Origin of the sequence: Oscillatoria sp. FACHB-1407 (assembly GCF_014697545.1) — a bacterium.
Classification (GTDB): Bacteria; Cyanobacteriota; Cyanobacteriia; order Elainellales; family Elainellaceae; genus FACHB-1407.
On the sequence record NZ_JACJSA010000001.1, the window covers coordinates 657,791 to 680,664 of the forward strand.

Genomic DNA, 22,874 nt, shown 5'->3' on the forward strand with positions numbered 1-22,874 from the left:
ATAAGCAGCTTCCTTGCTGTACGGGTTTGGCAATGCCAACCCCCTCCAGAAAAATTGCACTTTATTAATCCATAATCCTAAGCCAGGTTCATTGTCACTGAAACCCTTTACCCCCGAATCAGGTGCTGGAGGGTATCGATAAACCCCGGATAGGAGACAGCAGCAGCTTCAGCCCGATTGATTGTCGTTGTGCCTTGAGCCGTCAGAGCGGCGATCGCCAGACTCATGGCAATGCGATGATCGGTAAAGCTATCTACCTCGGCTCCTCGAAGTTGGGTTCCGCCCGTGATTTCTAGACCATCCGGCAATTCCGTGATGTTGGCCCCCATCCGGTTGAGTTGAGTTGCCATCACGGCGAGGCGATCGCTCTCTTTAACTCGCAACTCAGCCGCATCACGAATCACCGTTGTGCCTTTGGCATGAGCAGCAGCGACTGCCAGAATAGGAATCTCGTCAATCAAGCGAGGAATCAACTCTCCAGCGATTGTGCAGGCTTTCAAGACACTGTGACGTACCCGCACATCCGCAACGGGTTCCCCAGCCACCTCCCGCTGGTTTTCAAGCGTGATGTCTGCCTCCATCTGCATCAGCGCATCCAATACCCCGGTTCGTGTGGGGTTCACGCCGACATTTTGCACCACCAATTCAGACCCCGGAACGATCGCCCCTGCGACCAACCAGAATGCGGCTGAACTGATATCACCGGGAACGATGACCGTCTGTCCTTGTAAGCGAGCCAGACCTGTCACCGTGGCACTGGTAGTTTCAGGATCAATGGCGATCGCGGCTCCAAACGCTTTTAACATGCGCTCACTGTGATCACGAGATAGAACGGGTTCTGTCACCGTTGTTTGCCCTTCAGTCATCAGTCCTGCCAACAAAATGCAAGATTTGACCTGAGCAGAGGCGATCGGAGAGTGATAATGAATGGGCTTGAGCGATTGCCCTTGAACAGCAATTGGAGCGAATCCACCCTGGCGATGCCAAATTGCTGCTCCCATTTGTTGTAAAGGTTGAATCACACGGGACATGGGGCGCGATCGCAACGAGTCATCCCCTGTCACCGTGAAAAAACGTCCTGGATGAGATGCCAAAATCCCTAACATCAGCCGCATGGTCGTGCCTGAGTTCCCGGCGTTCAGCACATCGGCAGGTTCCTGGAGTTGCCCCAAACCAATTCCCTGGATTGTGACCAATTCCGTATTGAGGTCTGAAATTTGGGCACCCATTGCCCGAAAACATGCCGCTGTACTACGGGGATCTTCGCCCAACAACAGCCCTTGAATTTTAGTTTCACCCTCTGCCAGGGCACCCAACATCAACGCCCGGTGAGAAATTGATTTATCACCCGGAATCTGCACCAACCCCTGTAGAGCTACCCCCGATGCAGGCGAGTGAATTTTTAGCAAATCATGCTGTTTAGTTGTCTCCAGGACAATAGTACCGTTTGGCATTGGGATACACTATGAATGCGGCGTTAAGTCATCCTACCGCATTCCCTCCCCCACAAACCCATGCTGACTCATCACTGCAAGCCTGTCTGCCTCTCTCTCATGGCGTTTGATATCCCTGTTTGGTCAGCGGTAGAAACGGCTGCAACGCTCTATCAACGTGATAGCGATCGCTTCCATTTGTTGCTGACAGAGCCGTTGATTCAGGAATCGCCCCATCTCAGAGAAACGCCAGAACCATCCTCTGAAACTCCCCGATTGCTATGGTTGGAATTTTCCCCCAATCGAGTGATTATGACCATGCAGGGAAACGGCAAGTTTAGCTATCGCCACATTTGGCAACGGGGCGTATACGGGATCAGTCGCTATTGGCTGCAAGGCGATGATGCCATCGGCAGTGAGCAGATGCAGTTACAAAATTACACCCGCAGCCTTGACCTCAAAGGGGAATCTATGTCAGAGGGATTTTTACCCCATCATCTGCGCCTGGAATATGAGTTGTGGTCAGGTCGCGTGCGGTTTGGTCACTATGTCTTGAATTTAGATATTCATCATTAAGCGATCGCCGAAGTTTGCAATGCCTGTTTGACCAAAGCTGGAATCTGTGAGGGGCGATCGGCAACTGGAACCTGCGCTTGAATAAAGGCAGCTATTTTGCTGTCAGCATCACCAATGCGCGTGTTCGAGAGTTGGAATCCAGCGATCGCCTCGGTGTAGCCCAAAAATTCTTTAGGGGCATTGCGCCCAGCAATGTAAGCAATCACAGGCTTATCAATCGCTTCAGCAATGTATCGGGCTGCAACTTCTTCGCCATCTCCACCAACGCCACCTAACAAAACAATTACCTCGGTTTTGTCGTCTTCCTCCAGGATCTGGAGCCACTGTTGAAACGAAGAACCCACCACGCGATCGCCCCCGACTCCAACCGCGATGGATTGCCCAAACCCAGCACGGGTCAACTCCAGAGCGACCTCGTGGGTCAGCGTGCCACTGCGACTGATCAGCCCTACGGAACCGGGCATATAGAAGTCGGTGGGATGGGTGCCCAACAAAATTTCTCCAGGAACGATGACTCCAGCGGAGTTTGGACCCACCACCAGGGTTTCAGTTGACTCAGCTTTACGAATCAGCCGCACCATATCCAACGGGGGCACACCTTCCGTCATCAGAATGATCTGACGAATCCCGGCTGCGATCGCCTCCAGGGCAGCATCCAAAACGGAGTAAGGGGGCACAAAAATAACGGTCGTATCCACCATCCCCACCTGAAACAGGGCCTGTTCAACCATGTCAAATACGGGAATGCCTTGATGTTTTTCGCCACCATATCCCGGTGAGATACCCGCGACGATTTGAGTGCCATAGGCTTGCATCAACGGCGCGTAGGTTGCTCCGATGGGTTCGGTAATCCCCTGAATCAGTACTTTGCTGTCTGTGGTGAAATTCATGAATAGCTTTATGCAGTTGTACGGGCTTGATGTGTGTATGGGCTTGATGTGTGTGGGCTTGACTTACGTGCATTCGACTGATGTACAGGTCATGTGCGAGATTGACTCAGCAAAACGACCTGAGCGATCGCCTCATCCAAGCTTTGTACCAGTGGCACATCGACCGCTGCCAAAATTTCTCTAGCCTGTTCTAATTCCTTACCGACCAATCGCACGACCATAGGGGGTACAGAGTGACCATAAGCCCGTCGCTCCACGTAATTAGCAACCACAGTAGCAATTTGGCGACAGGAAATCGTGTTGGTAAGAACATTAATCAAAACAGCTTTGATGCCTCGACCTTGCAACATCAGCTCTAGTCCTTGTGCAACCCGCTCAGGCAGGCTACTTGCCAGCGCATTAAACTGAGACTCATCCCCCACATTCAGGAGATTCGCTACTTTTCCACCAGCGGCTGTGACTAAATCGAGCGTCGCCAGGGCTAACCCCATCCCACTACAGAGAGTCGCGATCACACCCTCCAGTTCTAACAGGTGTAAGCCCGACGAAGCGGCGATTGTGACGCGATTTTGGTGACCTATTGTTTTCGGTTGTAGGGCAGCGAGATCAGCATGTCGCCCCAGGGCTGCATCGTTAACGATGATCTTGCCATCGAGTGCCATCAACTCACCCGCAGGGCTGACCGCCAGAGGATTGATCTCAACTAGATCCAGATCATTCTGGACAAACAGGCGATACATCTTTTCGAGAAGCTGACTCACCGATTCAATCAGTTGCCCCGTTAGCCCCATCTTGAGAGCCAGACGACGCGCATAAAAGAGCGAGAATTCCTGATCGACCACAACCTGCTGCATCTGTTGAATCACCGACTCCAGGTCAATGCCACCCACTTGCGAGCCTAACAACACAGGACGACGGGTCGATTGGCTAATGGCGATCGCCAAATACAACTCTCGATCAGACTCATACTTCGCTTCTGCCAACAACACCTCTGGATATTGCCCCACAATTGGCAGGTTAAAAATGGCTTGAGCGGCTGCAACGGCATCAATCGTATTGGCAACAAAGCGAATTCCCCCTGCTTTGCCACGCCCTCCTGTATAGACCTGTGACTTGAGAACGACGGGATAGGGAATTTTTAGCCCCTTTAAATCTTTGGGGTGATCAATGCGTTGAGAGGGCAACACCGGAATACCCATCTCATTGAACAACTCTTTAGCTTGATACTCCAGTAGATCCATGACCTGCACCCTAGGCTTGTTTGTGGTACTTCCAGTCTTGCGCGACGCGATGAATTGCGTAGAACCGTTGCCAGAACAAATCGGTCATACGGGTGGGCAAGAGCTTGGTCATAAGGAAAATAAGGATATTACCACCAGTTGCCGCGATATAGCGAGGGTGGGGACGGCGATCGCTCAATGCCCTGACAATCACCTCCGCCACCCGTTCAGACGACCAGGCTTGCCGATCAACCTGCTGTTGTAAGCCTTCAAGGTTCTCATAGGCAGCACGATAGGGCGTATTGAGTGGGTCAACCTCCATGGCATCTACCCCTTGTTTGACCACATCAAAAAACTCTGTCCTCACAGGACCAGGCTCCACCACCACCACCCGAATATTGAATGGAGCAAGCTCCATCCGCAGGGCATCGCTCAACCCCTCAAGGGCGAACTTAGAAGCACTATACAATCCTCCAAAGGGAAACGCCATCCGCCCCCCCAGGGAACTGATGTTAACGATGCGTCCGCCTCCCTGGGCACGCATCCCAGGAATCAGCGATTGAATCAGGGCGATCGCCCCAATCACATTCACCGCAAACTGGTTTTGCACCCGATCCGTCGCAATTAGCTCTACAGCCCCCATCTGACCGTAACCTGCATTATTGACCAACGCATCCACTCGACCAAACCGCTCTAAAACGGCTTGAGATAGGGCTGTCACCTGCTCTGGTTGCGACATATCGGTTGGCACTGCCAACACATCTGCGCCGAATTGGCGACAGGCTTGTGCCACTTCATCTAGTTTTTGAGTGTTGCGGGCGGCCAATGCCAGACGAATGCCAGAATAACGGTGAGCTAATAGTCGGGCGAGAGCCGCGCCAATTCCAGTAGAGGCACCTGTGATTAAGATGACCTGTTCAGTAAGAGGGTGAGACATTGTAAAGCGTTTTAGTAAAGCGAGAACAAAGACACAGAGTGACTTAGATAGCAGCTAAGCCACCCTAGAATCGCCTATAACAAAGCTGGCGAGCAGAAATCGGAACTTTAAATATATCGAGAATTTGCAAGATGACATCTTATATCTACTTACATGGGTTTGCATCTAGCCCAAGATCTGCAAAAGCTCGTGACCTGGGCGATCGCTTTCGCTCTCTGAGTATTCCCTTAGTCATTCCTGATCTCAACCAGGGTGACTTCTCCCATTTGACGATTACTCGCCAACTTCAGCAAGTGCAGGGTGACTTTCCACCCTCCCCCACACCCGTTACGCTGATTGGCTCCAGTCTGGGTGGCTTGACCGCTGCCTGGTTAGCTGAGAAAGATGTTCAGGTGCAGCGGCTTGTGTTGCTTGCCCCAGCCTTTAGTTTTTTAAGCTACTGGTTGCCCAAACTCAGTATTGAGCAGCTTGATCACTGGCAAACGGAGCAGTTTTTATCGGTATATCACTACGCTGAGGGGCGATCGCTGCCGTTACATTATGAATTCGTGCAAGATGCCATGCAATATCACGATGATGAATTGCAGCGTAGTATCCCCACGTTGATTCTTCACGGAAAGCAGGATGAGGTGATTCCTGTTCAAGCCAGCCGAGACTATGCCCAGTCTCGCCCCTGGGTAAAGCTCATTGAACTGGACAGCGATCATGCTCTGGGCACGGTGAAGGACGAGATCTGGCAGGCAATTTGCGAGTTTTGTGAGCTGGATAACCCGAAGGAGTGAGCATGTTAGGAGCGATCGCCGGAGACATGATTGGCTCGGTATATGAGTTTGACAATTGCCGTCGCAAAGACTTTCCGCTCTTTAGCCCAGATAGCACTTTTACAGACGACTCGATTCTGACGGTTGCAGTTGCAGATGTTGTGCAGCAAGGGGGCGACTACGTCACTCAGTTCAAGCAATACTACCAACGCTATCCCAATCCGATGGGCAGCTACGGAGCCAGATTTATCCAGTGGGCAATCTCTGCTAACCCACAGCCTTACAACAGTTGGGGCAATGGCTCAGCCATGCGGGTCAGTCCCATCGGGTTTGCCTACTCTGACCTGGAAAGGGTATTGCAAGAAGCAAAACGCAGTGCCGCAGTCACCCACAACCATGCAGAAGGCATCAAAGGGGCACAAGCCACAGCTGCGGCTATTTTTTTGGGACGAACCGGACACAGCAAAGCCGAGATTCGCTCGTATGTTGAGACGACCTTTGGCTACGATTTAAGCCGGACACTCAATGACATTCGTCCGGTTTATGAGTTCAACGAGTCCTGTCAGGGAACCGTACCAGAGGCCATCATCGCCTTTCTAGAATCGACCGACTTTGAGGATGCCATTCGCAATGCTGTATCGCTGGGGGGAGACAGCGACACATTGACCTGCATCACCGGAGGCATCGCCGAGGCATTTTATGGAGGAGTACCAGAGGCGATCGCCCAAACGGTTTTGGAACGGCTTGATCCGCCTTTGCGTTACATCACTGAAACCTTTATGTCATTAATTACACTATCTGAGACAAACTAGCCCCACATCTCCAACAAAACGACGTCTGGGTAGATATAGCAGTCTTATCTGATGTGTGAAAAAGGTAACGAAGAGAAAGATGAGAAAAACCTGAGGATTTTCAGTAATTTTCTCAGAAAACTACCTTTAATTAATCACTTCATAATCTTTGCCTTCTAGACTAAGCCGTGTTGTTCAATTCCTCAAACCGATCCTGTCATGCCGAAGAGACTCAATAACTGGGGAGACAGTGTAGATCCCGATAACGATATTTACAATACCTCCGATAATGATTCATTTAGTGATGTTTTGAATCGTGCTCGCCTGAGTCGTCGAGGTTTTCTGAAAGGTAGCTCGTCCTTCGCGGCTGCCTCTATGTTAGGCATGGGGTTGGCTTTCCTGGCAGATGCTGTGAATCCCGAAGGTCAAGTTGCTACAGCAACTTCCCGTCCCAATCTCAGCTTCAGACCTATCTCAAAAAGCATTGCCGATACGCTGACAGTTCCCGAAGGCTATACCGCCTCCGTTCTGATCGCGACTGGCGATCCGCTCAAGAGTAACGTTACTCCCTACAAAAACGACGGCACAGACAACGATTTCGATGTCCGTGTGGGTGACCACCATGATGGGATGCATTACTTTGGGTTGAACCAGCCTGGAAACGGTTGGGATCCAAATAACTCTAATCGTGCTCTGCTCTGCGTCAACCATGAAGTTTGCGAAGACCTCGGTTTCGTACATCCAAATGGTCCAACCGATTACGGTACCGATAGCACTGCTGCCCGCCCAACAATTGAAATCGACAAAGAAGTTGCAGCGCATGGCGTAACAGTTGTTGAAATTGCTAAGCAAGGTTCTACTTATCAGGTAAACCGCAATTCCCGCTACAACCGTCGTGTTACAGCGGCTACCCCCTGTGAAATCTCTGGGCCTGCTCGCCGTAGCTCCATGATGGCGACAGCCTTTTCCCCTAGAGGTGAGCAAACACGGGGCACCCTGAACAACTGCGCTCATGGCTACACCCCCTGGGGCACCTACCTCACCTGTGAGGAGAACTGGGCAGGCTATTTCCATCGTCGGGAAGAAGATACAGCTCGCACAGCGAAAGAAGTGGCATCCTTTAAGCGGTATGGTGTTGGTAATGCTACTTCGGGTCGCTACAACTGGTCACGGGCTGGCGCACCGGACAACACTGACCTTTACCGTCGTTGGGATGCAAGCAAGACGGGTAACAGTGCAAACCAGGATTTCCGCAATGTAGCCAATACCTTTGGTTGGGTTGTTGAAATTGATCCCTTTAACCCCAATGCAGCACCCAAAAAGCGGACAGCCATTGGCCGCTTTGCCCATGAAGGTTGCTGGGCTGCTCCTGCTGTTGCGGGTCAACCCCTTGTCTTCTATTCCGGAGACGACGCTCGCAACGAATACATCTACAAGTTTGTTTCCAATGAAGCATGGAATCCCAGAGATGCAAGACGGGGCATGGCTGCCGGAGACAAGTACCTGGATTCTGGTGTCCTCTATGCCGCGAAGTTTAACGATGATGGGACAGGGGAATGGTTGCCACTGACTCTAAGCAATCCCAGCATTGCCAACTACGCTGATTATGCCTTTGCAGATGAAGCAGATGTATTAATCAATGCTCGCCTGGCTGCTGATGCAGTTGGCGCAACAAAGATGGATCGCCCAGAGTGGGGTGGGGTCAATCCGGTCAATGGGGATGTTTACATGACCATGACCAACAGTGTATCTGGCAGCAGTGGACGGGGTTCAAAGACACCTCTCGATGCGGCTAACCCTCGTTACTACGCGGATGAGAAAAACTCCAGAGTCAGTCAGGGTAACGTCAACGGTCATATCATTCGTTGGCGTGAGGCAGGTGGCAACCACACCGCTAGAACGTTCAACTGGGATATTTATCTCTTTGGGGCTCAGGCGGATGCTGGATCCGACGTCAACCTGTCTGGTCTGACAAATGAAAATGATTTTTCTAGCCCAGATGGTCTTTGGTTCAGCACGGCTGTTCCAGGATTGTTGTGGATCCAAACCGATGATGGGGCTTACACCGATGTAACCAACTGTATGATGCTGGCAGCACTGCCAGGAGCAGTGGGTGATGGTGGTGCCAAGATGGTCACGAGTAAGGCAGTACCGAGCAATGGGGATGCTGACCAGACAGTGAGAACCTATGTGGGGCAATCTGTTACTCCAATGACCCTGAGCCGCTTTTTGGTAGGCCCTCGTGATTGTGAGATCACGGGGATTACTGAATCGCCAGATGGTAAGACTATCTTTGTCAATATTCAGCACCCTGGCGAAAATAGCGATTCGGTGACTGATCCCGCTCAGTTTACCAGTCATTGGCCTGACGGTGGCACCGCTCGCCCTCGTTCGGCAACGGTAGTCATCACCCGCAATGATGGTGGCCGGATTGCAATCTAAGCTGTTTCAGGCTGAAGTTTAGTGATCTGAGATAGGCTCGACCGAGGTCGAGCCTTTTTGCTGGCGATCGCTTCTGCGCCCCATCGAATGTGGCTACGGCTATAATCGGCAAGTTTGCTGATCTGAGTACTGCTATTCACAGATAGGATTCGGAAATAAAACCCCTGCACTCCAAATTTCCACCCTTATCTATGACGAGTTGTACTTAGTGTTTCTTAACCTTCGGTCAGCACTTCTTTACAAAAGAAAGACGGCTAAATTCTTGAATTTCATCAACTTTTGACAAAAAGCGTCCCGTTATTAGGTATATTTACTTGTCATACGATTAACTTTCCCTAAGCTAGAGTCACCCTAGTTTGTAGTTTCTTATACTATAATTAAAGAAATGACAAACTTTCGTGATTTCCTTTGGTTAACGTGTGGTTCAGTAGGTACGACTTACTGACGGCAACTTACGTAAATGTAATTTAGTGAGTACGAGTTATTCCTGAGTTGTGTTAGACGCAGTGCAAATGGGGAATCTTCTTGGGAGCCGATCAGTTCCCGATGTTTAAGATTTCTGAGCGATTTAGTTCAAGTTACACGCTGGCAGATGGTAGTCATCCAACTGGAAAACGATTGCCGCCCTGCTGGCAGCAGTTCCGACCTGTTGAGACAACTACTAGTGCGTGAGAGAGGCAGACAACAGCGTGAGCCAAGATACATGGAGCCAGATGCGGCACTATAATGCGGCAGCGATCGCCCAACACTATCGCTATCGCCCCTGGAGAGCACTGTGGCGTGCATTCAGGATAGTCTGGTTATTCGCCATTTTTGTCATCGGGTTGAAGTGGGATGAGTGGCAAGGTCAGAGCAACGCTTATAAAACGACTCGTGCCGTTCAACTGCGAAAGACCTTAACCCAACTTGGACCCACCTTTATCAAAGTAGGGCAAGCTCTTTCAACTCGCCCCGATTTAATTCGCAAAGACTTTTTAGAGGAGTTGGTCAAGCTACAAGACCAGCTTCCACCATTTCCCACACCGCATGCGATCGCCATTATCGAAACCGAGCTTGATCGCTCCATTGACGAGATTTTTAGTTATTTCTCGCCGTCTCCTGTAGCGGCGGCTAGCCTGGGGCAGGTCTATCAGGCAAAGCTCCGCACAGGGGAAGAGGTTGCTGTTAAGGTGCAGCGCCCTCATCTCCGCCCTAACATCACCTTAGATCTGTATTTAATGCGTTGGGCAGCTACGTGGATTGCTCCGTGGCTCCCGCTCAACCTGGGTCACGATCTGACCCTGATTGTGGATGAATTTGGCACCAAACTTTTTGAAGAGATTGATTATCTCAATGAAGGGCGCAATGCCGAAAAGTTTGCAGCAAATTTTCAAGACGATCCAACCGTCAAAGTTCCCTCCATCTATTGGCGATACAGCAGTTCTCATGTGCTGACGCTGGAGTGGATCAACGGCTTTAAGCTGACCGATACGCAGCGCGTGAAAGAAGCCGGATTGAATACCAATTCGTTGATTGAGATTGGTGTTCGTTCTGGGTTGCGCCAGTTGCTAGAGTTTGGCTTCTTTCATGCCGACCCCCACCCCGGCAACCTATTTGCTATGCCCGATGGGCGCATGGCATACATTGATTTTGGCATGATGGATCAACTCAGTCAGGATACCAAAGAGACACTGGTTGACTCCGTGGTACACCTGATTAATCGCGATTACAACGAACTTGCCAAAGACTTCGTCAAGTTAGGCTTTCTGACCCCTGAAACCGACATTAACCCCATCATTCCGGCGTTAGAGTCCGTCTTGGGAAATGCGATCGGGGAAAGTGTTGGGGATTTCAACTTCAAAACCATCACCGATCAATTCTCAGAATTGATGTTCGATTATCCCTTCCGCGTACCGGCTAAGTTTGCACTGATCATTCGATCGCTCGTCACTCAAGAAGGGTTAGCTCTCAGCCTCAACCCCAACTTTAAGATTGTTGAGATTGCCTATCCCTATGTGGCACAGCGGCTCTTAACGGGGGAATCACCTGAATTGCGCCGACGATTGATCGAGGTGCTATTCAAAGATGGCAAGTTCCAGTGGCAGCGATTAGAAAACTTGATTGCGATCGCCCGCTCCAACAACGAAAACTTCGACATTCTGCCAACCGCTCAGTTAGGTCTGCAATATCTGCTGTCCGATGAGGGACGTTTCCTGCAACGACAGGTCATCCTGGCACTGGTAGAAGACGATCGCCTCCATACCGAAGAGGTTCAACGCCTGTGGAATCTCATCAAAGATGACCTCAAGCCCTCTCGGCTAATGCATGCGGCGTTGGGTGCGTTAGCGGACTTCTCAGCGGAGGGTGCAGCGGCTTTGTTGCCGTCGGTAGCGATGTTCCCGCTGTTTCAGAGCCAGAAATTTCAGGACTCTAAAACCAACTAGCGATCGCGTTTAGAACCAAATCATTAGACAATATGAGGATGTGTAACGTTTAGTTAGGAAATCGTTGTGCCCTACTATTATCCTGATCCTCCCTATTTTCTAATGGTCTTTGGTCTGCTGATCGCTGGCACATCGGGCATTGCGTTTAATGCAACCTTAAAGCAAGCGGTGCAAGCCTGGGCAAAAAATCGCTCGACTCGCACGCTCGCCAACTTAAAAGGACCGCAACTCTTAATTCCCTTTTTAGGAATCTCCCTGGGCATCGGCTTCTTTCTCTCCGCTGGACTCCAAATTTTCGGCTTCCCCGACAAACTGGCGATTGGATCTGCCGTTCCCCTCACCATCTTTACAAGTTGGCTGGTTTGGTGGCAGTTAGGCAAAATCCTGATCCAACTTGAGCGGGGTGGTTCACAGGCGATCGACTTGGATTCCTGGGGATAGAGTGTAACGCTGAAGGATAAAGGATGAGGGATGAAGGATAAAGAGGATAGCTGTAGCCACTTTTGATGGGGCAGAGATGAGTCGGGCAGCTTCCCCAGAATCAGTGTTTGAGCCATTGTCTTTGTCCTAAGCTCTCTGACCAAAACTACAATTCAACCTCAATCCGATTTAAGAGCTCGACGAATGAATTTGTAGCTATCAGAGCTAAGTCCGCCGACGCGGACTACGGAAAATCAAGGTTTGACGAACCGACGCAAGTCGGTTTTGCTCTCATAGCGGCGGTTAAAACCGCCGAAATCCTTATCCCGAATTCACGTTAAGTAGGTCAGTCCTATCTCTAATCCTTTATCCCTCATCCTTTATCCTTCCTAATACATCACTGGATTGTTAGGGTCAGGCGCAAAGGCTAACCACAACGGAAATTGCAGCAACGATAAGTTAATTAACTCTTCTGACTCATCCATGATGATCAGCGGTAGCTGTTTTTGCTTCACCAGGCGATCGGCACGTTGTGCCAATGGCTCTGGAGCTTCAAACAAAACCACTCCCTGGTCTGCACCAAAATCAGCCCGTGAGATACCGAGACAATCCTGCAAGCCCCGTCGCCATTCACCGAGCCGTTCAGGGGAATCTGCCAGAATCAGCGTACGAGCGCGATCGCCATACAAATCTCGTAGCACGGAAATCACCGCCGATGCAATCAAAATATTTTGCAGGCGCGACCCCATCGATCGCAGTGCGCCACGTCCCCCTTGTGTAAAGAACCAATTGGACACCCGCTCAGCATGGACGGGTTCAAAGGTGCGGCGGAGTTGCCAGGGTGGACCGTAGTAATCGGGAGAATTGCGATATTGGTCGAGCGATCGCCGAATCCGTTTGGTCTGCTCCTCAAACGTCTGCTCAGCAAATTGAGGGGTCACTGGAGCCGAGGTAGAACGGCTTGCTTCCTGAGGTTCATTTGCTGCGGCACGTCGGGGAGCTTCTGCCTTGGGGGCTAGCTGCAATTGCTCGGCAGCTGTTGCCAGATCTTGCAAACTGCCCACCAGATAGTCCTTAAAGCCCTGCACGCGAATGGCTAGATCTTGCGAAGAGCCAGCGAAGGTAGTCCGCATCTCAGCCCGAATGCGTTCCTGGCGACGTTCAAGCTGTTCTACCGAAATTTGTAGCGTCTGCTTGCGTTGTTCCAGTTCACTTAATCCGTCCTTGACCAACCGCCCGATCGCCATCTGCGCTTCAGTTACTTGCTGCCGCATCATGGTGTTGTAGGACGTTTGCAACGTGGCGATCTCTTGCTTGAGTCGCTGTTCTTCCCGCCGCAACTCTGCCACTCGTTGTTCTAAACTCTCAAGCTCATTGCTAGGGGTTGACCCACTGGAGGACTGAGCCGAAAAATTAATCCCTCCTGTGCCACTCGACCCACCAGAATACGTCGATTTTGGAGGAATTGCCCCAAGTGGCTCTGAGGGATTTGGGAGATTTAAGGGGGTTAGGGGTTCAGAATTCGTCGATTGCTCTGAGTAATCCGATTCGTCAGGCAGCATGGGCAAAACTCGTGTCAAAGAATTTAAGCGTCTTCAGGCAAAGCATTTATAAGCTTGGGCAGCGTTGCTCCAGGCATTGTCTCAATACTTTGGGGTCAAACAAAATGGGCAAAAAGTGAATGCTTTTGACCTCTTTGAAATAAAACAAGATGGGCACAGGCGACCAGAAAATTCGCCAGTTTTGCCACTCTTGATAGGGAAAGCGGCGAATCAGGGTTTCACCTCTAAAGACGTCTAGAGCCGTTGGTGTAAAGATCAGCCGTAATGTCACCGCTTGAAACAGAAGAAACACCGCAAAGAGGGCGATCGCACCCCCCACCCAGGGTTGCCACAAAAACACCAGAACCCCAATCACAACTAAAGCAAGGGGCAGATTGTAGCTGGGGGCAAGTTGTACGCTCTCTGAAACAGAAGTTGAAGTAGAGGTTGTAGTCACGATCACTAACCTTTTAGCAAACAGCAGAACGTCACTCCCATTCTATAGCAACAGTCCTGTTGGTTAAGACAGAGCCGAGGAGGTAATGAAAGTGGGTTTAGTTTCACAGAACTAATCTGACTAGAGGCTAAAGCCCCCCCGACCCGGTCCCTGGAACATCAGCCAGGACAGGAAGAAATTGGTCACAAAAATGGTTAACAAAGCTGTGACGACAGCCGTTGTTGTGGATTGACCGACTCCTTTTGCCCCCCCAGTTGTCGTTAACCCCCAACTCGACCCGATGACTGCGATCAACGCTCCAAACACAACTCCTTTAATGCAACCGCTGATGAGATCCCAGACGCTGAGGAAGGTTCGGGCTGAGTCGAGAAATACGGTTTGAGAGATGCCATAGAGTGTGTCAGCAATCAGCACCCCACCTGCCATGCCTGTAACAAACGACAGAATCGTGAGAATCGGCAACATCGCACAGCAGGCGATCACTCTGGGAATGACCAGGTAATCAATCGGGTCAGTCTTCAGCATTTGCAAGGCATCAATCTGCTCGGTCACTTGCATCGTGCCCAACTCCGCCGCAAACGCTGACCCGACTCGTCCTGTCACGATGACAGCGGTTAATACTGGGGCAAGTTCTCGTGCGAGTGCCAGTGCTAAAACGCCACCCACAGCAGTTCCGGCTCCTAAATTGATAAACTCGCGGGAAACCTGAATGGTAAACACCATACCCACAGTAGCGGCTGTTAACAGCGCAATGAGTAACGAGCCTGGGCCCACCAACGCCATCTGCTCCAGAGTATTACGCCGATGAAGCTTTCCTCGGAGGACATGAACAAGGACCTGCCCGCCCAGCAAGATTGCAGCGAGTAATCGCTGGGTCCATATGGCTAATCCACCTACACTTTTGACTTCACTCAACGGTCAGACACCTACATGCAACTCTTCTGCCTCCTAACGATAGCGGATGCTGAGTGTAAAAAGATGATTTCGTAAGGAAGAAATTGTGGCAAACGGTGACCTTTGATACAGTCCATGCCAGATCTCAAGAATTATTCATATGTCTTCAACAAGCTTTTTAATATCAATTTAAGATTTCTGACATTCTGTCCACGCTACCGCGATCGCCCTCTATTGTAGTAATTCAGAATCATCTATCCAGATGCGACTTCGGTTGCTCCAGCCAAGCCCTTATGAGCCTACTGCCCAACCTCCTGCGATCGCTCCTGATTACCGGAATCTTTAGCTTCCTGGCACCTGCTCTGCTAGTGGGTCTGCTTTGGGGAGGCATTTCTCTCATGGGTTACGTTCCCGGTTTAGAAACCGTTAGCCGTATGGGGAGTGCTCAAGTGGCCCATGTCTTGAATGTATTTGGCAGTGGTAGTGCTATTCGAGGCGTCCTGGTCATTGGGTTGGTTTGTAGCTCAGTCGGTGTGTTGTTCGATACGTATACTTTCTACCGCTATCAAAAGATCAATAACCTGTAAGAAATCAACGGGTCAGCAAGGTTTTCCCATCTCGTGAGCATCCCAACCTATGCAACAGGAACTAAACCAGCAGGGGTTTGTTCGGTGGAGGAGTGTGGCAATCGTTGTGCTGGTAGCAGGGGCGATCGCTCTGCTTCCTGGATTGCTCAGTTGCCACAATCGAATGCCCGGTTTTATGAGATGTTCTGACCACTCAGCAAACCTTTCTTTTGAAGGGCGACGGGCTTTTAGAACGATTCTGCGCGTTCAACAGGCGTACTATCTCGACCATCAGCAATTTGCCACCTCAATGGCTGAACTGAATGCGTATGCCATGACAGGGGATCAATCGCCCCAATTTGATTACTCTATTCAGTCTGTGCCTCCGCTCATCCTGATTTACAGCATTCCCAAAGAACCCAGCTTGCCGATTCAAGTTCGTTTTCAGGGGTTGTCGTGGGCAGAACGGTATCCCGTTCACAGTGCTGTTTTAGCGATCGCTCCACCTGCCTCACCTGATGCATTGGCAGAAGGAATTGTCTGTGAAAATGTGGAATCTGGAGTGCTGCAACCCGCCACACCCATTCTACAAAACGGTCAATTAACCTGTGCTGCTACAACTCAACTCGTTGATCCTTAAACACTATGGCAACACTCAGAAAACACTTTTTCTCTACAAGTAGTAGCACTCAAAGAGGAATCATTCTCTGGCGACTGATCGTGATTTTTGTTGTATTGCTGATGATTGCAATATATATGCAGTGGATGTTAATCAATGCACCTGTTCAGACAAACTTTAATATGCAAGCACGAGGTATGGTCTTCAGCCTAACTCGCTTCCAGGAGTATTACTTTAAAAATCATCAACGGTTCGCTGACTCCACACAAGCATTTCAAGACGAGTTTCAAATCGATGTTATTCCAGGGGCAAACGTTTACCATTATTCAATTCGCACTACTCCCCAACTGACGCTGATCTACGGTATTCCCCACGCTTATCCCGTCAAAGTAAGGCGACAGTTTAGCGGGTTTACGTGGTACGAGAAGGTGTCACGCGATCGCCTTCAAAGTTATGTAGGAGCCGTTGTAGCCCAACCGACGGCTGATGACTCCTACAAAGTCAGTTCAATTGTCTGTGAGACAGAGTTTGGTCAGTTACCTCACACGACCCCACACCTTCAAAACGGTGAGTTAACGTGTGGTTCTGGTACAACTCCCTATCGTCGGTAAACGCTCTCATATAGCTTTGGTCAGCAAGCTTAAAACAAAGGTTACGACTCCAAACCTGATTCTAGGGGAGCTTTCTGACTCGCCTCCGCCCCATCGCATATGGCTACGGCTATCTCAATTAACGAGCTTCTTCTATCGCAACTTCTAGCCGACGCATTACTTCTTGTTCTGCGCCTCCAGCATTGCCAACCGTTTCCAAAGCGGTTTGTCCAGAGCTATTCTCTAATGTCGGGTCGGCTCCCGCTTCGAGTAATCGCTCCACGGCTGTTAAATTAACCCAACTTGAGGCATTCATCAACGGAGTGTAGTTGCCCGAAACCAGCCCAACGTCTGGATTGGCTCCAGCATCTAACAACATATCCATCACGTCAAACCCTCCCTTGGGTCCAGTCGCTAAATAGAGCAGCGATTGTCCCTGCGCATCTACATAATCAGGATCGCCACCTGCTGATAACCACTGTTCCACAAACTCGACATCGTTTGCTTTGACAGCTTCTTCAATGGATGCAGACGGGCGATCGCTCTGTGGGAACAACTGATTTATGTCGCTGCATCCTTGTGTTAACCCAATCACCATCAAACCAGTAATAATTGTGTGTTTCATCCTATTTTGTCAGCCTGAATCAGTTGCAAACTCCCTCCCGCATACCGTTTGAATCGCTTCACTACAAATCCTTTTTCTGTTAACACGTTTGGCAGGTTCAGTTGAACAAAGTCCCAGGCGGTTTGATGTTCAAACAACCAGAGAAACCCATATAGATTCAACCGAAATACCCAATTTTTAGGACGATGAAAGTCAATTTGAGTAAAACATCCCCCTGGTTTCAACACACGATGAACTTCTTGCACAATTTGTAGACATTGTTCAGGCTGCATTTCATGTAATGTGGCACTGGTGTAAACAATGTCAAACTCGTTATCCGCAAAAGGCATTTCTTCTGCCCATGCCTGCACATACTCCGCCTGTGGAACCCGTTGTTTTGCCCGCTTTAACGGCACTGCATCCGCATCTAACCCAATCACATGGTGCGATCGCTCCACTAAATATTGCGTTCCCTGTCCACTCCCACAACACAAGTCCAACACCTTCATCTCTGGATAAATTTCTAAACCCTCTAGTGGCAACTGGCGAAATCGAGGCTCACCCCCCACTGCCAGCGATGACATCCCCACAATCAGGTCAAACAACCATTGATAGCGATAACTGAGCGATCGCAATACAGTAGCCATAGATCACGTGAAGTTGATTGTGGAATGCCATATTGTAATTCAGCATAATCCTGACTAACAAAAGCTTCACAGCTTACCTTCTGCTCGGTCACTGAAATGCCCTGGATGTGCTATTTTTCTTCATGCCTATCGATGCAACTGAACAAACTCAAGCTCTCAATTGGCTACCTCCTGCACCCCCTACGCCTCTCATTTTTGATGATGAAGAGCCTTTGGAAACAAATCGTCACCGGATTGCCATGAACGTGCTAATTCGTTCTCTTAAACAGGGTTGGTCAGAGAAACAGAATTACTTTGTCGGTGGCAATATGTTCATCTATTACAGTAGTCAGCAACTTCGCAATCGAGATTTTCGGAGACCTGACTTCTTCGTTGTCCTCAATGTCAAAAGTGACCCCACTTGCAAAGGATGGGTGGTATGGGAGGAAGGTGGACGGTACCCTGATGTGGTAATTGAATTGCTCTCAGAGAGTACAGCTGAAGTCGATAAAGATGTTAAGAAGAACCTGTACGAACGAGTCTTTAAGACTCGTGATTACTTCGTCTTTGATCTATTTGACTCACAGTCTCTTCAAGGATGGAGTTTACATGACCAGCTACAGTATCAACTGATTGTTGCTAATGAGCGAGGATGGTTATGATCACGGACTTTAGAGCTGTGGCTAGGGACATGGGAAGGTTGTGTGGAAGATGACACGACTGAGTGGTTGCGGTTTTACGATGCAAAGGGTGATTTAGTATTCCTGCCTGAAGAGGCACTTCAACAACAATTAGAGCAAGAGCGACAATCACAAAACCAGTTAATGGAAAAATTACGACAACGAGGAATTGACCCCAATCAGCTGTAGGAGTATCTCAGTTAATTAACCTCCCAGGAGTTTAATCCTTTGGTGTGCGATCGCACGTCTTCATATTTCTGATCGAGTGCCCCACTTACTAAACCTGAATCACTATAGCTAGGGGTGGTGTCACAGGAGATCAGGTGTAATCTGTAGCAGCAATTTCTAGATCTGATATAGGAACCTACGTCCACCTTTTCCAAAGGATTAAGGGGAATCTTGTCCTGCAATGCGATTGTAGCTCCGACAATGCGATTGCAGCTCCGACAATGCCATTGCAGCTCCGACAATGCCATTGCAGCTTCGACAATGCGATTGCAGCTCCGACAATGCCATTGCAGCTCTTACAATACGATTGCAGCTCCGACAATGCCATTGCAGTCATTATATTAAGAGCTGATTTATAAGCAGAGCTTTCGTTCTCCCTAAATTTCCCTTCAAAAGAGGGACTTCAGCTTCCATCAATTAAATAGAACAGCTATATATCAACAAAGACTGACATTACCTGTTAGTGGTTTTTCTCGCTGGGCACATTAAAGAAGTAATTTTTTAGAGGTCAGTACATGCCTTCCTCAGATGTTAGTAGACGATTGGCTCGTCAAATTATCGATCAGGATATTGATTCTTTGAATGGTCTTAATGCTGTAGGCGAATATACAATCGCTCGTCCTGAAGGCTCACCCGCCAACTTAAAAGCGACCTATGCTGCAATGTTAGAACAACGACAAATTGAAGTTGAAAAATTAGCTGTCTATCGGGCTGCTGTGGATGCGGCTCGACAGGCAGAATGGGAATTTCACAACGCGGTTTTAGCAATGAAAGGAATGGTGCTCGGGCAATTTGGTCCTGATAGTGACCAAGTGCAAGCCATTGGCTTAAAGAAGAAGTCAAACCGCAAACGCCCAACTCGTCAAAAAGCTCAATCTGCTTAGCCCCCATTAGCTCAGTATGTTTTTAGCGATCGCGTTCGTTTTGTAAGCAAGCTTCAACGAGTGCGATTGTTTTATTTTGAGTTAATTTGGGCGATCGTTCTAGCTGTAATAACACTTGGAGGGTAATCAATTTTCTGATTTTAGAACGGTTGAGCCGAATGTAGCATACCTACACTTATGATGCCTATGGAAACTTGGTGCGCTCCAGTGGGGCGGTTGAAAACAACTACTTGTACCGAGGAGAACAGGTTGACCCCAACATTGGAATGCAGTATCTCAGAGCAAGATACTATGACCAAAATACTGGAAGATTTGCTAGCACTGACCCCTTTGAAGGGTGGCAAGAGCAACCAATGTCAAGGCATCGTTACGTTTATGGAAATGATAATCCTCTGACGTACAGCGACCCAAGTGGTTTATTTGGCTTAGCTGAACTAACTGCTACCGCAAAAACTTTGGCAGAGCTTGGGGGAGCAATGTTTGCTGTTCAGTATACAGCTGTTCAAGTTATTCGAACACTTGCAAAAGAAGAAATTGAATGGACTGGTAAACAGTTTTCGGCAAGTGTGAGTGCAGGTACCAGATTCCCAGCAGGTACATCGTTAGGAGGTATATATACTATTGCCGATTCTTCATGGTATCCCAAAGCAAGTGGTGGATATGAAAGGTATGTTGGTGGAGAGTGGTTTACGATGTTAGGGGGAGCTGGTGTGGCTTTGAGACCTGAAATACTGGGAGGGTTAGGGGGATCTTTCTTTATAGGTGATGCTACCCTCCAATCTCCTATGATTTTAGGGGCGGGACCAGAAACACTATCCGGAGGTACAGTTTCTATAGGTGCTGCAATTGGTTTAGCAATAGGTGGCAGTTATACCTTGTTTCTTCAAATGGGTTACGCTTCTGGTAATTTTAGCTGGCTTCCCACGATAGGAACAGGGATTGGAGCAAGTCTTGATGCCTTAGTTGGAATCTCAATACCTACAAAAATAGGAAGATATGAGTATACATCAACTCCTCTACCTTCCTGATTTAGAGCTTGTTTTCTAAGATTCTCGCTTTTTGATTCCTAAGTACAAAACATAATTATTTTTGGCAAAAATCAACCATGCATTTATCAGATCAGCAAAGCCGACGGCTGATTAGCACACTTATTTTAGTAATGCTTATAGCATTTATATTTGGTCGTAAGAGTGAAATTCTTACAATCACACTTGTAGGTTTAGCCTTTCTTTTTATAAATAAGCCTAATTTTCAAAGGCTTGTCCAAGAGCCAATTCTAGAATCTCAAAAGAAAAAAATAGTACAAAGATTGAACACTACTTTTGTTATCAGTGTTTTGCTTTATGTATCAAGTCCTTTAACAGTAGGAGTTTTTGAGCTAATAACTAGTTTGCGGCCTTCCTTCGCAACAGGAACTTATGAATATAACGACTTAGTATTTGTTCAGACACTTCATAGCATACAGTTTTCTTTATGGTTACTTCAGTTATATTGGTTGTGGTTAAGCAGACAAGGAAAGTTCCTGTTTAAGTTGCTTAAAAATGTTTGGATTACTAGATTTTTCTGGACATTGTCAGTTTTTATAGATGTTATTTGGTCCTTCTATCATTTCTCAAACAAATGACTACTGTGGTCGTTTGTCCAGATGCATCCGTTTCACTCAGCAATTTGGCTGTTGGGACCATAAGTTTAATAGGTGGTATGACTGAGTGCATCCGTCTCGCTCAGCTTATTGCGATCGCGTCATAGATAAAAGTCGGTTGTATTTACCTTAAAAAAACATGTCTTTGATTTTATCTCTCATTAATGAATTTCCTCGGAGTCTACTAGTGATCTGTCCTTTATATAGAAAAGATCTATGAAGTTTTTAATTTGTAGTGATATAAAACTTGAGTAAGCAGGAACAAAAAAACAAATAGGAGCTAGCTGAGATAGTTGAGTTAGAAGTAATGATTGATTACTTTTTAGAGTAAGAATCTGAAATACTTTTAGTAAGTTTACTAGAACAATCATTGCCAAGCCTGGAATAAGAATTGAACACATAGAGAGATTTGATATTCGTAATCCACCGGTACGTATAACTTGATCATCGACATACTCAAAATAGCTCCAATCACCCATAAGCATGTAAAAGGTTTCACTTGAAATGGAGCCATCAAAGTTATATTTGACAAGAACATGAGAGTACTTTTCAGGACGACGCTGTGAAAGTGGTGTATATTCTCTTTTATTGAATAGCTGAGATGATGATGTACTGACGTTATATCTTGATCGGAGAATTATACGAACAATTACACCAACCATTAATGCTATTAGCAGCTGTACAGTAACTAATACCAGTATTATTTGCAGATAGCGACAAGGATTAACAAAATATTGAGACATGGTCTTACCTATTTGAATACCTCAATTGAATGGCTTTTTCGGAAATCATCACGATACTATCTAAAAACTTGTACTGGCGAGTATAGAAATACCAGTAGAAATTCCTCCTCCATACTCATATCCCACAGATTCCCCATCTACAGAAAAACCTCTTGCGATTCCTCCGCCAGCTATACCAAATAGAGTGATGCCACCTTCTAATTCTGGTAATCCTGGAAGACTAATCCCAACACCACCTGATGCAAATACTCCTGTGAGATCATTTAAACTTGCAGGACCTACCAACGAGCGAGAAATAGCTTTCACAGATCCTCTTGTAGAGGATGCAAAAAAACCTACTCCGTAATCTGCTCCGATTATCAGCCATGACCCCTGTAAGTTACGATTGGTTGATCTTAACCTCAATACACTGATTGATGCCCCAGGACCAAAGTTAGGATCGAAGCCCAACAAACCTCCAGGAAGACCAAATGAGTTTGTTGTCAAAGTTCCTTCCCAATCAGTAAGGGAGTTCTGAAAATTTCTCCTAATTATATTAAGTCCTAATCCAACTGCTACAGCACCAACAGTAATTGCTGTAAACTCCAAAACTTTTTGTACTTCGAGTCCGCCTAAAAGACCGGGTAAGGAAAGATCAGCACTTCTTCCACTTGGATCAATATATTTAATCGGATTATCATTCCCGTACATATACCGATGCCTTGACATTGGTTGCTCTTGCCACCCTTCAAAGGGGTCAGTACTGGCAAATCTTCCAGTATTTTGGTCATAGTATCTTGCTCTGAGATACTGCATTCCAATGTTGGGGTCAACCTGTTCTCCTCGGTACAAGTAGTTGTTTTCAACCGCCCCACTGGAGCGCACCAAGTTTCCATAGGCATCATAAGTGTAGCTATGGTGAATTTAG

The 22,874-nt window shown here is 48.1% G+C and carries 25 protein-coding genes and 1 pseudogene; 15 read left to right on the forward strand and 11 right to left on the reverse strand.

Going from position 1 to position 22,874, the window contains the following annotated elements; translation table 11 throughout:
• Positions 1-107: 107 nt before the first annotated feature.
• Positions 108-1,454 carry a 3-phosphoshikimate 1-carboxyvinyltransferase gene (gene aroA / locus H6G89_RS02610; protein ID WP_190503705.1) on the reverse strand — a complete coding sequence of 449 codons (1,347 nt, stop codon included), beginning with the start codon at positions 1,452-1,454 and terminating at the stop codon, positions 108-110.
• Positions 1,455-1,514: 60 nt separating this feature from the next.
• Here aroA and H6G89_RS02615 point away from each other — a divergent pair, with 60 nt between their 5' ends.
• Positions 1,515-2,009 (forward strand): hypothetical protein, encoded by a 495-nt coding sequence (locus H6G89_RS02615; protein WP_190503706.1) that lies wholly within the window; start codon positions 1,515-1,517, stop codon positions 2,007-2,009.
• On the opposite strand, the gene H6G89_RS02620 is transcribed toward H6G89_RS02615, so the two are convergent.
• The 3 genes from H6G89_RS02620 to H6G89_RS02630 form a co-directional block, all read right to left on the reverse strand.
• Positions 2,006-2,899 carry a succinate--CoA ligase subunit alpha gene (locus H6G89_RS02620; RefSeq protein WP_190503707.1) on the reverse strand — a complete coding sequence of 298 codons (894 nt, stop codon included), beginning with the start codon at positions 2,897-2,899 and terminating at the stop codon, positions 2,006-2,008. The genes H6G89_RS02615 and H6G89_RS02620 overlap by 4 nt on opposite strands.
• An 89-nt stretch (positions 2,900-2,988) precedes the next feature.
• Positions 2,989-4,140, reverse strand: a complete 1,152-nt coding sequence (locus H6G89_RS02625; protein ID WP_190503708.1) for a succinate--CoA ligase subunit beta — start codon at positions 4,138-4,140, stop codon at positions 2,989-2,991.
• 10 nt (positions 4,141-4,150) lie between these two features.
• Positions 4,151-5,056, reverse strand: a complete 906-nt coding sequence (locus H6G89_RS02630; RefSeq protein ID WP_190503709.1) for an SDR family NAD(P)-dependent oxidoreductase — start codon at positions 5,054-5,056, stop codon at positions 4,151-4,153.
• Positions 5,057-5,187: 131 nt separating this feature from the next.
• On the opposite strand from H6G89_RS02630, the gene H6G89_RS02635 reads away from it, so the two are divergent.
• From H6G89_RS02635 to H6G89_RS02645, 3 genes are all read left to right on the forward strand, one after another.
• Positions 5,188-5,838: a YqiA/YcfP family alpha/beta fold hydrolase gene (locus H6G89_RS02635; RefSeq protein ID WP_190503710.1), complete on the forward strand. Its 651-nt coding sequence runs from the start codon at positions 5,188-5,190 to the stop codon at positions 5,836-5,838.
• 2 nt (positions 5,839-5,840) lie between these two features.
• Positions 5,841-6,629, forward strand: coding sequence for an ADP-ribosylglycohydrolase family protein (locus tag H6G89_RS02640; protein ID WP_190503843.1), 789 nt, complete (start codon positions 5,841-5,843; stop codon positions 6,627-6,629).
• A gap of 198 nt (positions 6,630-6,827) precedes the next feature.
• The gene (locus H6G89_RS02645) at positions 6,828-9,050 is read left to right on the forward strand and encodes a PhoX family protein (RefSeq protein WP_190503711.1); all 2,223 of its coding nucleotides are present in this window, start codon (positions 6,828-6,830) and stop codon (positions 9,048-9,050) included.
• Here the strand turns inward: H6G89_RS02645 and H6G89_RS02650 are convergent.
• Positions 9,047-9,190 carry a hypothetical protein gene (locus H6G89_RS02650; protein WP_190503712.1) on the reverse strand — a complete coding sequence of 48 codons (144 nt, stop codon included), beginning with the start codon at positions 9,188-9,190 and terminating at the stop codon, positions 9,047-9,049. The two genes, H6G89_RS02645 and H6G89_RS02650, sit on opposite strands and share 4 nt — an antisense overlap.
• Before the next feature lie 406 nt (positions 9,191-9,596).
• On the opposite strand from H6G89_RS02650, the gene H6G89_RS35520 reads away from it, so the two are divergent.
• The 3 genes from H6G89_RS35520 to H6G89_RS02660 all read left to right on the forward strand — a co-directional run bounded on the left by H6G89_RS35520 (position 9,597) and on the right by H6G89_RS02660 (position 11,914).
• Positions 9,597-9,722 carry a hypothetical protein gene (locus H6G89_RS35520; RefSeq protein WP_255519340.1) on the forward strand — a complete coding sequence of 42 codons (126 nt, stop codon included), beginning with the start codon at positions 9,597-9,599 and terminating at the stop codon, positions 9,720-9,722.
• 41 nt (positions 9,723-9,763) lie between these two features.
• Entirely contained in the window at positions 9,764-11,473 is a 1,710-nt protein-coding gene (locus H6G89_RS02655; RefSeq protein ID WP_190503844.1) for an AarF/UbiB family protein, read from the forward strand.
• A gap of 66 nt (positions 11,474-11,539) precedes the next feature.
• The gene (locus H6G89_RS02660; RefSeq protein ID WP_339384473.1) at positions 11,540-11,914 is read left to right on the forward strand and encodes a hypothetical protein; all 375 of its coding nucleotides are present in this window, start codon (positions 11,540-11,542) and stop codon (positions 11,912-11,914) included.
• Positions 11,915-12,282: 368 nt separating this feature from the next.
• Here the strand turns inward: H6G89_RS02660 and H6G89_RS02665 are convergent, their stop codons facing one another.
• The 3 genes from H6G89_RS02665 to H6G89_RS02675 all read right to left on the reverse strand — a co-directional run bounded on the left by H6G89_RS02665 (position 12,283) and on the right by H6G89_RS02675 (position 14,806).
• Complete coding sequence (locus H6G89_RS02665) at positions 12,283-13,455, reverse strand: DUF3086 domain-containing protein (RefSeq protein WP_190503713.1); 1,173 nt, start codon at positions 13,453-13,455, stop codon at positions 12,283-12,285.
• A gap of 46 nt (positions 13,456-13,501) precedes the next feature.
• On the reverse strand, positions 13,502-13,891 hold the full coding sequence (locus H6G89_RS02670; RefSeq protein WP_190503714.1) for a DUF3119 family protein: 390 nt from the start codon (positions 13,889-13,891) through the stop codon (positions 13,502-13,504).
• Positions 13,892-14,011: 120 nt separating this feature from the next.
• Positions 14,012-14,806: an MlaE family lipid ABC transporter permease subunit gene (locus H6G89_RS02675; protein WP_190503715.1), complete on the reverse strand. Its 795-nt coding sequence runs from the start codon at positions 14,804-14,806 to the stop codon at positions 14,012-14,014.
• Positions 14,807-15,078: 272 nt separating this feature from the next.
• Here H6G89_RS02675 and H6G89_RS02680 point away from each other — a divergent pair, with 272 nt between their 5' ends.
• The 3 genes from H6G89_RS02680 to H6G89_RS02690 are packed head-to-tail and all read left to right on the forward strand — an operon-like array spanning position 15,079 to position 16,581.
• On the forward strand, positions 15,079-15,372 hold the full coding sequence (locus H6G89_RS02680; RefSeq protein WP_190503716.1) for a hypothetical protein: 294 nt from the start codon (positions 15,079-15,081) through the stop codon (positions 15,370-15,372).
• A gap of 49 nt (positions 15,373-15,421) precedes the next feature.
• Positions 15,422-15,991: a type IV pilin-like G/H family protein gene (locus H6G89_RS02685; protein WP_190503717.1), complete on the forward strand. Its 570-nt coding sequence runs from the start codon at positions 15,422-15,424 to the stop codon at positions 15,989-15,991.
• Between the two features lie 5 nt (positions 15,992-15,996).
• Positions 15,997-16,581 (forward strand): type IV pilin-like G/H family protein, encoded by a 585-nt coding sequence (locus H6G89_RS02690; protein ID WP_190503718.1) that lies wholly within the window; start codon positions 15,997-15,999, stop codon positions 16,579-16,581.
• A 118-nt stretch (positions 16,582-16,699) separates the two neighbouring features.
• On the opposite strand, the gene H6G89_RS02695 is transcribed toward H6G89_RS02690, so the two are convergent.
• Positions 16,700-17,185, reverse strand: a complete 486-nt coding sequence (locus tag H6G89_RS02695) for an ankyrin repeat domain-containing protein (protein WP_190503719.1) — start codon at positions 17,183-17,185, stop codon at positions 16,700-16,702.
• Positions 17,182-17,811: a class I SAM-dependent methyltransferase gene (locus H6G89_RS02700; RefSeq protein ID WP_190503720.1), complete on the reverse strand. Its 630-nt coding sequence runs from the start codon at positions 17,809-17,811 to the stop codon at positions 17,182-17,184. Before H6G89_RS02700 ends, H6G89_RS02695 begins: the two co-directional genes overlap by 4 nt.
• A gap of 122 nt (positions 17,812-17,933) precedes the next feature.
• Here H6G89_RS02700 and H6G89_RS02705 point away from each other — a divergent pair, with 122 nt between their 5' ends.
• From H6G89_RS02705 to H6G89_RS02720, 5 genes and pseudogenes are all read left to right on the forward strand, one after another.
• Entirely contained in the window at positions 17,934-18,452 is a 519-nt protein-coding gene (locus H6G89_RS02705) for a Uma2 family endonuclease (RefSeq protein WP_309229528.1), read from the forward strand.
• A gap of 42 nt (positions 18,453-18,494) precedes the next feature.
• A complete protein-coding gene (locus tag H6G89_RS36185; protein WP_309229529.1) occupies positions 18,495-18,659 on the forward strand; it encodes a hypothetical protein in 165 nt (54 codons plus the stop codon).
• Between the two features lie 554 nt (positions 18,660-19,213).
• Positions 19,214-19,582, forward strand: a complete 369-nt coding sequence (locus tag H6G89_RS02710) for a hypothetical protein (RefSeq protein WP_190503721.1) — start codon at positions 19,214-19,216, stop codon at positions 19,580-19,582.
• A 188-nt stretch (positions 19,583-19,770) separates the two neighbouring features.
• A pseudogene (locus tag H6G89_RS02715) lies at positions 19,771-20,610 on the forward strand (RHS repeat-associated core domain-containing protein); the annotation flags it as partial.
• Positions 20,611-20,687: 77 nt separating this feature from the next.
• Positions 20,688-21,206, forward strand: a complete 519-nt coding sequence (locus tag H6G89_RS02720; RefSeq protein WP_190503723.1) for a hypothetical protein — start codon at positions 20,688-20,690, stop codon at positions 21,204-21,206.
• Between the two features lie 821 nt (positions 21,207-22,027).
• Here H6G89_RS02720 and H6G89_RS02725 read toward each other — a convergent pair.
• A complete protein-coding gene (locus H6G89_RS02725) occupies positions 22,028-22,870 on the reverse strand; it encodes an RHS repeat-associated core domain-containing protein (RefSeq protein WP_190503846.1) in 843 nt (280 codons plus the stop codon).
• Positions 22,871-22,874 lie beyond the last annotated feature (4 nt).